A 14161-nucleotide genomic window follows, 5' to 3' on the forward strand; every position below is an offset into this window, starting at 1 on the left:
CCGGACCGCCTAGACGCGGGCGCCGTCGTCGTTCTCGTCCTTCTCCTGGGGCAGCTTCATGATCAGGTACACCACCGCTCCCACGAAGATGACCACCATGCCGAGGATTGCCAGCAGCGGCGCCGACCGCCAGAACATCGACGCCAGCACCAGTGCCACGGGGGCGCCTACCGCGCCCAGCCAGGCCAGCATGGTCAGGGGGTCGACGCCGGACAGGCTGGGTGGATCCTCGGGCACAAACGCGTCGTCCTCGTCTTCCACGCCATAGTCGCGCGGCCCCTCCGGCGCGGCTGATTCCTCGGACCCGGCGTCTTCTGCGGCGCGCTGCCGGGCTGCTGCCTGCTCCCGTTCCGCGGCTGACAGCTCGATGGGTGCGCCCGCGTTGGGAGCCAGCCCCAGCGGATCAAAGTCACTGAATCGCTTGGCCGGACCCGCAGGGCCGGCCCCGGACGCCGCGTTGTCTGGTGCAGGAGGATTCGCGGTTCCGGCGTGGGGGTCGGTCCGGCCGTCAGGTCCGCCAAGGCCGGCGCGGTCGTCGGCGTCGAGGCCGGTGGTGCCCCCTTCGAGCCTGGCCACCAGGTCAAGCCAGACGGCGTCGTCCTGGTTGGCGCTGGGGTCGGACGAATTTGAATCGGGCCTATTCATGGGGATCGCCCTTCTGGCTGGCTGTCGCGGACTGGTCGGGACCTGGGCGGGTTTCCGCAAGGATGTCACGGATGAAGTCCACGGAGCCGCTGAAGATTTGCCCGGCGTCGTTATCGAGGGTGGCTACATGATAGCTGTTCTCCAGCATGGTCAGCTGCAGCGGTGCCTGGGTCAGGCCGCGGCGGAGCGCCGTGATGCTCGAGTCGGAAACGACGTGGTCCACGGTTGAGCGGAAAACGCGTACGGGAGCGGTCACCCGCGGCAGCAGCAGCCGGGTGGACTTGAAAAGCTTGTTCAACTCGTGAGCGGCCGCCACCGGTGTCCGGTCATAGGCGCCTTCGTTAACGTCCGGCTTCAGGATGTCGTTGCCGATGGCCGGCGTGCTCTTGAGCACGAGTTTGAGGATGCCGGCCAATGGCGCGCGGGGATCGTCGATGACCAGCGCGGGGTTGACCAGGATGGTACCGGCCACTGGCCTGGTGGCGGCGATGCGCAAGGCCAGGGCGCCGCCCATGGAGATGCCGGCCGAGAAAACCGCGTCACACTCCGCTTCGAGTTCCAGATATGCCGCGTCCATGGCGTCGTGCCAGTCTGTCCAGCGGCTGCGGGCAAGGTCCTGCCATGAGGTTCCGTGGCCCGGAAGAAGCGGCATACGGACTGCGAAGCCTGCGGCGGCAAGTTCCATGGCCCAGGCCCGTACGGCGTGCGGACTCCCGGTGAATCCGTGTGCCAGGGCGACCCCCACCCTCGGCCCCTCGCCGGAGAAGGCGCTGCTGAAGGGACTGTGGTCCGGAAGTGTGCTCATTGCTTCTCCGTCGATACATTGCTGCGTGCATGCACCTGGAAGAACCCCTCGGACGCTTCGAAAATTTCCTGGGCGTCGGCGTCCAGAGTGGCAACGTGGCCGCTGCGTTCGAGTGGCACGACCTCAAGGCTCGCGGAGCCCAGGCGCTTCCGGATCATGGCCAGGGATGTGGGCGGCACAACGGCGTCGTTCCGCGACTTGAAGACCAGCACCGGTGCCGTGACGCGGGGGAGTCCGCGGGCCGCGGCGGCGAAGAGTCTTTTCAGCTGATGGACTGCGGCAAGCGGCGTGCGGGAATAGTCGCCGTCTTCGGTGGGGGACGCCGTCGGATTTTCTTCCTCGATGGGGACCGTGGTCCGCTGGAAGTACTTGAGCAGTCCGATGACGCGCACGCGCCGGTCGTAGAAGCTCAGCGCGGGGTTGACGACGGCCACGCCCGCCACCTGCCGGCGGGAGGCCGTCAGGAGGGCAATGGCGCCGCCCATGGACAGTCCGGCCACGTAGCAGGCATCGGTTCTGGCAGCGAGCTCCTCATACGCACTGTCGAAAGCGCGGTGCCAGTCCGTCCATCCGCGGCGTGCCAGGTCCTGCCAGTCGGTTCCGTGGCCGGGCAGGAGGGGCACCGAGACTGCGAAGCCGCGCTCCGCCAGATATTGGGCCCACGGAAGGATGCTCAGCGGGCTGCCGGTGAAGCCATGGCAGATGGCGATTCCGATGCGCGCATTGGGCCCGTGGCCCGGGTAGCTGAAAGCGGCGGGCCTGGTCCGGTCGCTGCTTTCTGTCATGAGTCCATCGTGTCACTGTTCCGTGCAAATCTCACTAGAGTAGGGTTGCATTGCAGTGCCGGCAGGCCCTTGGGAGTGCCGGCCAATTGCCTTCGGAGGGGTTGGACGCGTGTTTTATTGGGTCATGAAAAGGATCTTCCTGGGTCCGGTGCTCCGCACTCTGTTCCGGCCATGGGTCAAGGGACTGGACAACCTGCCGGCCGATGGGCCCGCGATCATTGCGTCGAACCACCTGTCCTTTTCGGACTCGATCTTCATGCCGCTCATGGTGCCCCGGCCCGTCATCTTCCTGGCGAAATCCGAGTACTTCACGGGCACCGGCCTCAAGGGCCGGCTGACGGCGCTGTTCTTCCGGCTCACCAACCAGCTCCCCATGGATCGCTCCGGCGGGGCCGCCTCCGCCGCCTCGCTTGACGCGGGGATGGATGTCCTGACCCACGGCGGACTGCTGGGGATCTATCCCGAAGGAACACGAAGCCCGGACGGGCGCCTGTACCGGGGCAAGGTGGGAGTGGCGCGGCTGGCGCTGCAGGCCCGGGTCCCGGTCATTCCGGTGGCCATGATCGGCACGGACAAGGTTCAGCCGATCGGTAAAAGGCTGCCCAGCATCCGCCGCATCGGCATGATCTTCGGTGCGCCCCTGGACTTCAGCCGGTACCACGAAATGGCCGACGACCGGCTGATCCAGCGGTCCGTGACCGATGAAATCATGTACGAGCTCATGCGCCTCTCCGGGCAGGAATACGTGGATGAGTACGCGGCCGTGGTCAAGCTGCGGCTGGCGGGCAAGGGTCCTGCCCCCGCGGCGGTTTCTGGAGAAAGCCAGCCTGGTGAAGGCCCGGCCGGTGAGGGCCAGCCCGATGTAGTTCAGCCCGGCGAAGGTCAGTCCGGCGGCAGCCAGCGCGATGAAGGCCCGGCAGGCGACAGCCAGTCCGGTGAAAGCGCATCGGACGACGGCGATACCGACGCCGGTTCCTCCCGCCGCGCCTGAGCGCCCCCCAGCTTTCGCGGCTGCCGTGAGGTGTGTGACGCCAGGGGCGGGACAATGACAGCCCGGGTGTCCCGATGCCTGCCCGGGCATCTACTCTTAGTAGTGTGACTGAGCTATCTGCAAAACCTGCCTCTTCCCTGACCAGTACCGCACAGAGCGGCGCCGCCAACTATCCGGGACTGGACAACTGGCGGGACCTTCCCATCTCGCAGCAGCCGACATGGCAGGACAGGGACGTTTTTGACGCATCCGTCCAGGAACTCTCGGCGCTCCCGCCCCTCGTGTTCGCCGGCGAAGTCGACGTGCTCCGCGAGCGGCTCGCGGCTGCCGCCCAGGGCAAGGCCTTCCTCCTCCAGGGTGGTGACTGCGCCGAGACATTCGGGGACGCCACGGCGGACAAGATCAGCGCCCGGGTAAAGACCATCCTGCAGATGGCAGTGGTCCTGACCTATGGTGCGGCCATGCCGGTCATCAAGATGGGCCGGATGGCGGGGCAGTTCGCCAAGCCGCGCTCCTCGAACGAAGAAACCCGCGACGGCGTGACTCTTCCCGCGTACCGCGGTGACATCGTCAACGGGTATGACTTCACACCTGAATCCCGGGGCCACGATGCCAGCCGCATGCTGAGGGCCTACCACACGTCCGCGTCGACGCTGAACCTGATTCGCGCCTTCACGCAGGGCGGCTTCGCAGACCTCCGCCTTGTGCACCAGTGGAACAAGGGCTTCACCGAAAACCCTGCCCACGCCCGGTACGAATCCCTGGCGCGTGACATCGACCGCGCCATCAAGTTCATGGCGTCCTGTGGCGCCGACTTCGAGGCGCTGAAGCGCGTGGAGTTCTATGCCAGCCACGAGGCACTGCTGCTTGACTACGAGCGCGCCCTGACCCGCATCGATTCGCGCACCGGCTTCCCGTACGACACGTCCGCTCACTTCCTCTGGATCGGTGAGCGCACCCGCGAACTGGACCACGCGCATGTCGACTTCCTCTCTCGCGTCCGCAACCCGATCGGTGTGAAGCTTGGCCCCACCACCACCGGTGATGACGCCCTGCGGCTCATCGACAAGCTTGATCCCAACCGCGAGCCCGGACGCCTGACCTTCATCACCCGTATGGGCGCGGGCAATATCCGCGAAAAGCTTCCCGCGGTGGTGGAAAAGGTCACTGCCTCTGGTGCGCAGGTCCTGTGGGTCACTGACCCGATGCACGGCAACACCGTTACGTCGCCGAACGGCTACAAGACCCGCAATTTCGACGACGTCATCGACGAAGTCCGCGGCTTCTTCGAAGTGCACCACGCCCTGGGAACTGTTCCGGGCGGCCTTCATGTCGAAATGACCGGGGACGACGTCGCCGAGTGCCTGGGCGGTGCTGATCCCATCGATCAGGAAGCATTCCTGGACCGCTACGAGTCGGTGTGCGATCCGCGCCTGAACCACATGCAGTCCCTGGAGATGGCGTTCCTCGTGGCGGGCGCCCTTACCCGGCACTGACAAGAGGGCGCTCGTCGGCGGCACTCTTAAGGTTTCGAGGGCCCGGGCCGGTTATTCTGTGATGCTGGTTCCGGGCGCGCCCTAGACGACGGTCAGTGTTACGACCGAACCTTCAGGAACCTCGACGTCGACCGGATCCTGGTCCCGGACCGTCCCGAAGAATCCGCCGAGGATGTTGTTGACGCGGACTTCGAATCCGCGCTTCTCCAATGCCTCGCGCGCGTCGGCGACCTGCTCCCCGATATAGTTCGGCACCTTCACGAGCTTCGGGCCCGCGGAAATGGTCAGCGTAACAGTCGCTCCCCGCGTCAGTGTTCCCGAGGCGGGCTCCTGTTTGACCACGGCGCCCTTGGGAACCTTCCGGTCGTTGACGGTTTCGTCGGCAACCACGGCTACCAGCCCGGCCGCCTCAATGGCCCGGAAGGCCGCGCCTTGTTCCTCACCGCGCACGTCCGGCACCGGAATGGGCTGGGGGCCCTTCGACACCGTCAGGCTCACTGGTGTTCCGCGCCTGACTTGGGTTCCGGCCGCGGGGGACTGGGCGAGCACCGTCCCTGCCGGGGCCTCCTCGTCAAACTTTTCGGTGACCTTACCCAAGGCCATCTCAGCACCGCTGAGCGCTTCCTTCGCGGCATCAAGGGACTTGCCCGGCAGTTGCGGAAGCGGGAACAGCTGGGGACCCTTGGACACGAACAGCGAAACCTGCTGGTACTTGCGGATCTCCGTTCCGGCCTCCGGGTCCGAGCCCACTACGAGGCCGGCGCGGACGTCGTCGTCGAACACGTCCTGGGTGCTGGACTGGAAGCCGGCCCCTTGGAGCAGCTGCTGGGCCTCGGCCACGGTTCTGTTTGCCACGGCCGGCACGGTGCCCGGAGATCCCGGCCCCATGCCGAAGAACCAGCCTGCGCCGGTGGCCAGCAGGGCTGCAATGACCAGGATGACGATCCAGAGAACCCCGCGGCGCCGCGCGTTGCCTTCACGCAGGGTGCGGAGCGGTGTGGCGGCAGCCCTGGAGCGTGCCCTTTCGTCGACGCGGTCCTGCTTCCGCTGTTCGCGTTTGCTCAACGGCCTTTGACTTTGTCCGCCGTCACCGTAGGCGGCCGGAGCGGCGGAGCGGGAGCCTGTTTCGTCGGCGTCGGCGTCGGCGTCGAATCCGAACTTTGCGGGCAACTGCCTGGCCGGGAACATGGTGGTCGGGTTGCTGGTGTGGGAGATGACTTCCGTCGGGCGCTGCACGCCGGGTCCCTCTACGGGGGACAACACTTCAGTGTGGCTCCCTTGTGCTGCCGCGGATGGCAGGCGGACAGGCGCCGGAGGAGCCGCGATTCCGGGCCTGGCCGGGTGGAGGCCCGTGGCGCCTGCAGCGCCTGCGGCAGTCGCCGCGTGCAGGGCTGCCGGAGGTTGCAGGTCCAGCTCCGCGTCAGAAAGATTGGTGCGGATGTGCCTGAGCTCCGAGAGGAGGGCGTTGCCGTCTACGGGGCGCTTGTCGGGGTCGTTGGCCGTGCACCACTGCACGAGCTCGTCGACTTCTTCGGCCAGTCCCGGGACGAGGCCCGACGGCGGGGCAACTGTCGAGTTGACGTGCTGGTAGGCAACCTGGATCGGAACTTCGCCGTCGAAGGGCTGTTGGCCGGTCAGCATCTCATAAAGCATGATTCCGGTGGAGTAAATGTCGCTGCGGGCGTCTGCCGGCTTGCCGAGCACCAGTTCCGGGGAGAGGTACGCCACCGTTCCGATCAGCGTGCCGGTGGTAGTGGTGGTGGTGACCGCACGGGCCAGCCCGAAGTCTCCGATTTTTATCCGGCCGTTTTCGGCAATCAGCACATTTTCCGGCTTGACGTCCCGGTGTATGAGGCCGGCGTCGTGGGCGGCGCCGAGGCCTTCCACCACCGGATCTATGAGGGCGAGGGCGAGCCGGGGCGACAGGGCGCCTCTCTCATTGATGACATCGCGGAGCGTGTGCCCCTTGATGTACTCCATCACGAGGTAGGCCGTCTGGCCGTCGTGTCCCTGGTCCAAAACGCCGACAACATGGGGATGCGATAGTTTCGCGGCGGAGCGGGCCTCGCGCGCGAGACGGTCGAGGAAATTGCCGTCATTGACAAGGTGCGGGTGGAGGACCTTCAGGGCGACGTCACGGTCCAGGCGCTGGTCCGTGGCCAGATAGACGGTGGACATTCCGCCCCTTGCCAGCTTTGAATTCACCCGGTAGCGGTTATCCACCAGGGAACCAACGAGACTGTCCGACACCTTTTCCTGCACTCTACGATCCTAATCGCTGCAACGATACGGGTCCGGATCAAAATGCGATCCGGACCCGTATCGTTATGCTCAGTGGCCCTGCATCCCGCGGATGAAGGGCCCTTGCAGGCTAGGCGAAGTTCTTTCGGTGCGCCTTGATCGCCGCGACGTAGGTCTTCGTGTCGGAGTACATGCCGTACTTGCTGACAGAGTACTGGCCCTGGTAGTACCCGGCGATGGCGTGGTCCAGGTTCTTGCTGGTGCGGATCAGCTGCCGGATGATGGCCACCCCGGCCGTTGCATTGTCGTACGGGTCAAGCAGGTTGAGCTTGCGGCCCACGAGGTCGGACGCCCATTCGCCTGAGGAAGGGATGACCTGCATGGTGCCGATGGCGTTGGCAGGGGACACGGCGCGCTGGTTGAATCCCGACTCCTGGTACGCGAAAGCCAGCGCCAGTGCCGGGTCCACGCCCATGCGGCGGGCCGTATCCGCCACGATGGATTTCATCTGTGCCAGCGAGGGCACCGGCGACGCGTTGAGCAGTGCCTTGTTTTTGTTGGCCGAGCTCACCACCGCAGCGGGGTATGTGAAGCCGAGGAAGGAACTGGGCACCAGCGGAGTGACACTCGATGCCGGCTGAACCGGGCTCGGGGCTGTGGACTTGCCCGGGATGACCAGCTTGTTTCCGGGGTAGATGATGCTGGTCACCTTGAGCCGGTTCGCGGACAGGACGTCGGCGAGCCGGACACCGTGCCGTGCTGCGATGCCGGACAGCGTATCGCCGGATTTGATGGTGTAGGAACGGGATGCGGCTGTGGGCGCCGAGGTGGCCGGGGCGGGAGACGTCGCGGCGCCGGCGCCGATCCGGATTTTCTGGCCCGGGTAAATGATCGACGACAGCGACAGGCGGTTCCAGCCCAGCACCTGGGACAGCTTGACGCCGTGCCTGGCAGCGATGCCGCCCAGGGTGTCCCCCGACTTCACGGTGTAGGTTTTCGCGCCGGTGCTGGCCGCGGCAGCAGTTACAGCTGCCTGCCGGGGCGCCGGCGCCGAGGCGCCCTTAAGCTTCAGCTTCTGACCCGGGTAGATCACCGAGTTGACCTTCAGGTTGTTCAGCCTCAGGACCGCCGACGTGCTGAGGCCGTACCGGTTGGCGATGCCGCTGACTGTATCTCCGCGGACAACCCGGTGGCTGCTGGGCGTGACACGGGCCGGCTGCAGGCCGGCGGGAATGGCTGCCGGGACGGATGCTGCCGGAATGACGCCTGCCTTGGCTGCGGCGGCCTGGGCTTCCATGGCTGCGGCCAGCGTTGCCGGAATAGCACTGGGGCGGGTATCGGCGCCGGCAGGCTGAGCGAGCGCCAGGGAGGACAGCATCACGGCGGGAAGCGTCGCCGTCGTCGCCGCGATCATGGGCAGGCTTGGCCTGGGGGGCTGCTTGGGCGAGCTGGTCGTCGTCATGGGAAAGATCCTCTTCTCAGCGGCGAATGCTGTCGGTCAGGCCAGTGTGACTAATGATTCTAGTGTTGTTCAAGTTATTCGTGTTACAAATGTGATCTATGAGAATCTCTCACGATTTTCCGATTAGCACAAGAAAGGGCGTCCCCTCAGGAAGTCCCGGTCTGTGGGTGTGTCGCCGGGCGAGGCGAGGGAAAATGCGGGGAGCCAGCGGACCGACTAGGCGTGCGGGTGTCCGCCGTGGCAACCTTGACCCGTGAGTACTGTAGAAAGCCTTGTTGGCGACTGGTTGCCCCTGCCCGATGTAGCCGAGTTGCTGGACGTTTCCATCACCAAAGTCCATGGGTTGCTTGATGAGCGCGCGCTGGCCGCCATACGCGTGGGCGACCGTCGCATCCGTTCCGTGCCTGCCGCCTTCCTGATGGACGGCCACGTCGTGGAGAGCCTTAAGGGCACCATCGTCGTTTTGTCGGATGCGGGCTATTCAGACGAAGAGCTCATCACATGGCTCTTCACGCCCGACGAATCCCTCCGTGGACGCCCCATCGACGCCCTGCGGGACGGGCGCAAAACCGAAATTCGCCGTCGCGCGCAGTCCCTGGCCTGGTAGATCCGGCCAAGTAAAGGTGGGGCAGGTAAATCCCGCCTCATGAATGCAGCGTGGTAAATGCGGGGCGGGACAGCCCGCCCCGCATTTCAATCCCAGCGCATGTCGGGCCGCAGCGGCCCCTAGGAGACTGCTGAATTAATCGCGGGGCGGGCGCGTCGTCTGGATTCGTGGGCCTGGTGGTTAAGACTGGTCTTATGCAGGGACGCGAGGACGCGCAACGCGGGTATTTGGATGTGGAGGCGCTGGCCGGGGAGTTGTTGGCTCCGGGCAGCGTTTTCGCGTTTCTGGCCAAGCATCGGGGCCGGCTGTTTCCGGATTCGATGATGGAGGACCTGTTCCCGTCGGGTCGGGGCAGGCCGTCAGTTCCGGCACCGGTCATAGGTTCGGTGCTGGTGTTGCAGGCCTTGCAGGGGCTCTCTGACCGGGAAACCGCCGAGGCGTTGACCTTCGATCTGCGTTGGAAAGCAGCGTGCGGGTACGGGTTGGCTGATACCGCGTTCCACCCGAGCACGCTGACGTACTGGCGGAGGCGTCTGGCCGGATCGGCAAACCCGCACCGGATCATGGAGGCCATCGCCGAGGTCGTGGCGGAGACCGGAGTCCTGAAGGGCAAGCGCCGGCGGGCGGTGGATTCAACGGTCCTGGACGACGCGGTCGCGAGGCAGGACACCATCACGCAGCTGATCGCCGGGATCCGCCGCTTCGGCCGTGACGTCCCCGGCGGCCGGGAACTGGTGGCCGCCCATGCGTGCGGGTATGACTACTCCCGCACCGGCAAGCCGGACATCGCCTGGGATGACCAGGACGCCAAAGACGGGCTCGTCTCGGCGCTGGTCACTGACGCGCTGGCGCTGCTGGCCGCGGTTGATCCCGGGATATTGGAGGGTAAGGCGGCCGATGCTTACGCGCTGCTTGCCCTCGTCGCCGGGCAGGACGTGGAACCGGCTGAGGACTCCGACGGGACCGACGGGCGGTGGCGTATCGCCCGCAGGGTCGCCCCGGACCGGATGATCTCCACCGTCGACCCGGATACCCGGCACGCACACAAGACCCAGTCCCGGCAGCAGGACGGATTCAAGGCCCATATCGTGATCGAGCCCGACACCGGGCTGATCACCGCCGCTGAGCTGACGAAAGCCTCCGGACCGGAGAACAGCGACGGGGCCGTCGGTGCCCGGCTGATCGGCATGGACCCTACGATCGCCGGCACCAGCGTGGACGTCCTGGCCGACTCGGCCTACGGTTCCGGGGAAATGCTCGCCGCCCTCGCCCTGACCGACCACGTCCCGGTGATCAAGCCTTGGCCGCTGCGCTCTGCCGTTGAGGGCGGGTTCACCATCGATGATTTCACCGTCGATGAAGCTGCCGGCACCGCGACCTGTCCGAAGATCACCGCTAAACGGCGGGTCACGTTCGGTGCCGCCTGCACCGGCTGCCCACTCCGGGACCGGTGCACCGCCTCACCGCGGGGACGAAAGCTCGAACTCCACGAACACGACGCGTTGCAGCGCGAACACCGTCAACGCGCCGCGGATCCGGCCTTCCAGAACACCTACCGCACACACCGGCCCATGGTCGAGCGGTCCATCGCCTGGCTCACCCGCGGCAACCGCCGCGTTCCCCACCGCGGCATCACACGGAACAACGCCTGGCTGCACCTGCGGATCGCAGGACTAAACCTGCGCAGACTCCTCAACCTGGGACTGCGCGTGAACGAGGGATCATGGGCGCTGGGATAAACCACCGGCCGGACCCGGCCAATCCCGACACCAGATGAGGCCCCACATCTGCGCCACAATGAACCCAGCGGGCGAAACGACCCCGTTATCGCACCCAAAAAGTGCTGACCAGAACACGCTACTTGACGGCCATTGGTGCCGTACCGCCCACCCCACAACCACGTTGTTCAGCAGACTCCTAGGCGGCGCGGCTTACTGTCGCTTCGGCCAGCTTCCGTAATGCTGTCTTCGGGAGGTCGTCCAGCGGGAGCAGCTCCAATGCGCCGTACGCGGCGGCCCCGAACTCCTCGATCAGGACCTCGGTGGCATGCAGAGCCCCGCAGTCCGCAATAATCCTGCGGATCTCCGCTACATCTTCCTCGCCCAGATCCGGACTGCCCAGCTTCGCATCGATGAACGCTGATTCCTCCGGCGTGGACAGATCCAGGGCGAAAGCCACCAGGACTGTGCGCTTGCCTTCCCGGAGATCATCGCCTGCAGGCTTGCCCGTTGTGACCGGATCACCGAAAACGCCCAGTACATCGTCGCGGAGCTGGAAGGCTTCGCCCAGCGGCAGCGCGAAGGCGGAGTAGCCGCGCAGCAGGTCATCCGAGGCGCCTCCGAGCGCGCCGCCCAAAGCGAGCGGGTGTTCCGTGGAGTACTTGGCCGATTTGAAGCGAATGATGGACTGCGCGCGGCTCACGGCGCCGGCACGGTCCCGCACCGGCCCGGCCACTTCCTCCAGAATGTCCAGGTACTGCCCCGCCATGACCTCGGCACGCATGAGGTTGAAGATCAGCCGTGCCCGGCTCCCCGAGGCCGCTTGCTTGCCGATGTCCGTAAATGCTTCCTCGCTGAAGGACAGGCACAGGTCGCCGGCCAGGATGGCTGCCGCGTGGCCAAAGCGTTCGCTGTCCAGGGCCCAGCCCTGGCTTTCGTGCAGCTGGCTGAACCGGCGGTGGACGCTGGGGCCTCCGCGCCGCGTGTCGGACCGGTCGATGATGTCGTCGTGGATGAGCGCGGCGGCCTGGAAGAGTTCGAGGGCCGCGCCTGCGGTGATCACGTCCTCGGCGTCGGCGGGACCGCCGGCGCCTCTCCAGCCCCAGTAGCACATGAGTGCCCGCAGCCGCTTGCCTCCGGTGACAAGGTTTGAGATCGACCCCATGATCGGATCGATGTCGGGCGAGATCGCCGTCATCACGGAATGCCGAGTGGTCAGGAAGTCTGTGAGCTTGCCCGCGACGGCGGCCACGAAGGCCGCCTGTTCCACACGGAGCTGTTCGGCCACCGTCACTTGACGGACTCAGGCGCCACGTTGGCCCCGATCGTGAACGTGGACACTCCGGCAGTCGTGGGGACCGCTATGTTGACGGTCTCGTTGCCGGCCCGGACGAAGTCCTTTGAGACCACGGCACCTACCGTGTTGCCCGGAACGGCCTTGAATCCCTGCGCTTCGAGCGCCTTCGTGTAAAAGGCGACGACGGCGGCAGGCTTGGCGGCGATGGAGCCCACCAGGGCGACGGTTGCGGGGGAGGAGGACTTATCGAAACTGCTGGCCACTACCTTGGCGCCCGGCATGGGCGGAAGCAGCTTTTGCGGGAATCCTGCGACGAGGGCGCCCACCGTGGCGGAAGTGCCCGGAGATGCCGAGGGGCTGGGCGGCGCCGTGGTGCTCGTCTGGGCCATGGCCGTGGTGGACGCCGCAGCTTCAGGGGCTGCGGCGGGAGCGGGGGCAGGTGCCGTGCAGGCCGTCATCACCACCAACACCGTGCCGGCCGCAAGCAGGCCGAGGCCTGCATGCATGTGCGTTCCAATGACCTTCACAGGTGTATTCCTCCTGGGGTTTGATGCCGGATGCAGCCTCCAGTTTAGTCAGCCCCAGGGCATAGGATTGCAGATGTGGTGCCGGACCAGGACAGAGAGCAATTCGAAGCGCGTCTTCGGGAGCTCCGGCGCAGCAGTATTCTGCACGTCGATATGGACGCGTTTTTTGTTTCCGTGGAGCTGCGCGGGCGCCCGCAGCTGCGCGGCAGGCCGGTTATCGTCGGATTTCCGGCGGACCGCTCCGTGGTCCTGTCTGCCTCGTACGAAGCGCGCGCCTTCGGTGTTAAGTCTGCGATGCCGATGGTCGTAGCCCACCGCCTGTGCCCCCAGGCCATCGTCATCGAGCCGCGCCACAAGCTTTACTACGAAGTGTCCGGGCAGCTGATGTCCATCTTCGAGTCCATTACCGAGCTGGTGGAGCCGCTGAGCGTGGACGAGGCGTTTCTTGATGTAGGGGGAGCGATCCGCAGACTGGGCTCCCCGCAGGCTATTGGCGAACTCATCCGGAGCCGGGTGGTCAGCGAACTGGGCATCACCGCGTCCGTGGGGATTGCCGCGAGCAAGTTCGTTGCCAAGATCGCTTCCACGCGCTGCAAGCCTGATGGCCTGCTGCTCATCCGGCCGGAGGAGACAGTGCCATATCTGCACAGCCTCCCGGTCAATGCCCTGTGGGGCGTCGGCGCCAAGACAGCAGACGTACTGGCGAGGATGGGTATCCGCACGGTCGCTGACGTTGCCGCCACTCCGATTGCGTCACTGAAGAAGGTTCTGGGCGCCACCGGCGAGCACGTCCACCGGTTGTCGTGGGGCATCGATCCCCGGGCTGTGACGCCCATCCGGCTGGAGAAGAGCATCGGGGCGGAGGAAACGTTCGCTGTGGACACCGCCGACGACGCACTTCTCAACAAAGAGCTGTTGCGCCTGTCTCACCGGACCGCGGAGCGTCTGCGGGCGTCCGGAATGGTGTCACGGACCGTGGCCCTGAAATTGCGGTACGCGGATTTCTCCACCGTAACCCGGAGCAGGACAGTCCACACGCCCGTGGACAGCGCGCAGCTGATCTACGCCACGATCCTCCAACTGCTGGAGTCCTTGGGGAACCGGTCCATGCCGGTCCGGCTTGTCGGGGTCCGCGCCGAGCAACTGGAGCCTGCAGCGCAGACGTCGATGCAATTGAGCCTGGACCGGCGGGATGACAACTGGCGGTCGGCCGAGCAGGCGCTGGACAGGGTGGCAGAGAAATTCGGCAACAAATCGGTCCTTCCTGCGCGGCTGTTGGACGGTGCCACGGGGGCCGCCAGGCCTCCTCGGGAGCAGGCCTGAGCCGGCGGGCGGCGCGGACCGGATTGTAGCCGGTTTTTCAGGGTTCTTCGACGCCGCGGCAGCCGAAAGCGTCTTTCACAACACCGCCCAACAAACTATCCTTAGAGATACAAAGATTTCGAACGTCCGGACATGTGTGGATCACCTGACCCGCCCGCGTCCGTATGCTTGGATCCATGGACCTGCCAACGATGGAGGGCCGGGAACCTGTACAGCATGCCGGTCGTTGACGAGGCAGGAACAGCTGGTCCTGACCAGTCCGGA

Annotated in this window: 12 protein-coding genes; 5 read left to right on the top strand and 7 right to left on the bottom strand. The window is 65.8% G+C overall.

Annotation, left to right across the window (positions count from 1 at the left end; translation table 11 throughout):
- Positions 1-9 precede the first annotated feature (9 nt).
- Genes JYA52_RS07705 through JYA52_RS07715 form a run of 3 tightly spaced genes read right to left on the bottom strand, consistent with a single transcriptional unit; the run spans position 10 to position 2235 of the window.
- The gene (locus tag JYA52_RS07705) at positions 10-645 is read right to left on the bottom strand and encodes a hypothetical protein (protein ID WP_205652612.1); all 636 of its coding nucleotides are present in this window, start codon (positions 643-645) and stop codon (positions 10-12) included.
- Entirely contained in the window at positions 638-1450 is an 813-nt protein-coding gene (locus tag JYA52_RS07710; protein WP_205652613.1) for an alpha/beta hydrolase, read from the bottom strand. The genes JYA52_RS07705 and JYA52_RS07710 overlap by 8 nt, the downstream gene beginning before the upstream one ends.
- Positions 1447-2235, bottom strand: coding sequence for an alpha/beta hydrolase (locus tag JYA52_RS07715; protein WP_205652614.1), 789 nt, complete (start codon positions 2233-2235; stop codon positions 1447-1449). The genes JYA52_RS07710 and JYA52_RS07715 overlap by 4 nt, the downstream gene beginning before the upstream one ends.
- 109 nt (positions 2236-2344) lie before the next feature.
- On the opposite strand from JYA52_RS07715, the gene JYA52_RS07720 reads away from it, so the two are divergent.
- Positions 2345-3226: a lysophospholipid acyltransferase family protein gene (locus JYA52_RS07720; protein WP_205652615.1), complete on the top strand. Its 882-nt coding sequence runs from the start codon at positions 2345-2347 to the stop codon at positions 3224-3226.
- A 104-nt stretch (positions 3227-3330) separates the two neighbouring features.
- Complete coding sequence (locus tag JYA52_RS07725) at positions 3331-4722, top strand: class II 3-deoxy-7-phosphoheptulonate synthase (RefSeq protein ID WP_205652616.1); 1392 nt, start codon at positions 3331-3333, stop codon at positions 4720-4722.
- Positions 4723-4803: 81 nt separating this feature from the next.
- Here the strand turns inward: JYA52_RS07725 and JYA52_RS07730 are convergent, their stop codons facing one another.
- The gene (locus tag JYA52_RS07730) at positions 4804-6984 is read right to left on the bottom strand and encodes a Stk1 family PASTA domain-containing Ser/Thr kinase (protein WP_205652617.1); all 2181 of its coding nucleotides are present in this window, start codon (positions 6982-6984) and stop codon (positions 4804-4806) included.
- A gap of 109 nt (positions 6985-7093) precedes the next feature.
- Positions 7094-8425: a lytic transglycosylase domain-containing protein gene (locus JYA52_RS07735; protein ID WP_205652618.1), complete on the bottom strand. Its 1332-nt coding sequence runs from the start codon at positions 8423-8425 to the stop codon at positions 7094-7096.
- Positions 8426-8678: 253 nt separating this feature from the next.
- Here JYA52_RS07735 and JYA52_RS07740 point away from each other — a divergent pair, with 253 nt between their 5' ends.
- Both JYA52_RS07740 and JYA52_RS07745 read left to right on the top strand, forming a co-directional pair.
- On the top strand, positions 8679-9032 hold the full coding sequence (locus tag JYA52_RS07740) for an Rv2175c family DNA-binding protein (RefSeq protein ID WP_205652619.1): 354 nt from the start codon (positions 8679-8681) through the stop codon (positions 9030-9032).
- A gap of 194 nt (positions 9033-9226) precedes the next feature.
- The gene (locus JYA52_RS07745) at positions 9227-10771 is read left to right on the top strand and encodes an IS1182 family transposase (protein ID WP_205652620.1); all 1545 of its coding nucleotides are present in this window, start codon (positions 9227-9229) and stop codon (positions 10769-10771) included.
- Between the two features lie 178 nt (positions 10772-10949).
- Here the strand turns inward: JYA52_RS07745 and JYA52_RS07750 are convergent, their stop codons facing one another.
- Positions 10950-12044, bottom strand: coding sequence for a polyprenyl synthetase family protein (locus JYA52_RS07750; protein ID WP_205652621.1), 1095 nt, complete (start codon positions 12042-12044; stop codon positions 10950-10952).
- A complete protein-coding gene (locus JYA52_RS07755) occupies positions 12041-12574 on the bottom strand; it encodes a hypothetical protein (protein WP_307869333.1) in 534 nt (177 codons plus the stop codon). Before JYA52_RS07755 ends, JYA52_RS07750 begins: the two co-directional genes overlap by 4 nt.
- Positions 12575-12649: 75 nt before the next feature.
- Between JYA52_RS07755 and dinB the strand changes: the two genes are divergently transcribed.
- The gene (gene dinB / locus JYA52_RS07760; protein WP_205652622.1) at positions 12650-13897 is read left to right on the top strand and encodes a DNA polymerase IV; all 1248 of its coding nucleotides are present in this window, start codon (positions 12650-12652) and stop codon (positions 13895-13897) included.
- Positions 13898-14161 lie beyond the last annotated feature (264 nt).

Source organism: Arthrobacter pascens (genome assembly GCF_017052465.1).
In the GTDB taxonomy this organism is placed as follows: domain Bacteria; phylum Actinomycetota; class Actinomycetes; order Actinomycetales; family Micrococcaceae; genus Arthrobacter; species Arthrobacter pascens.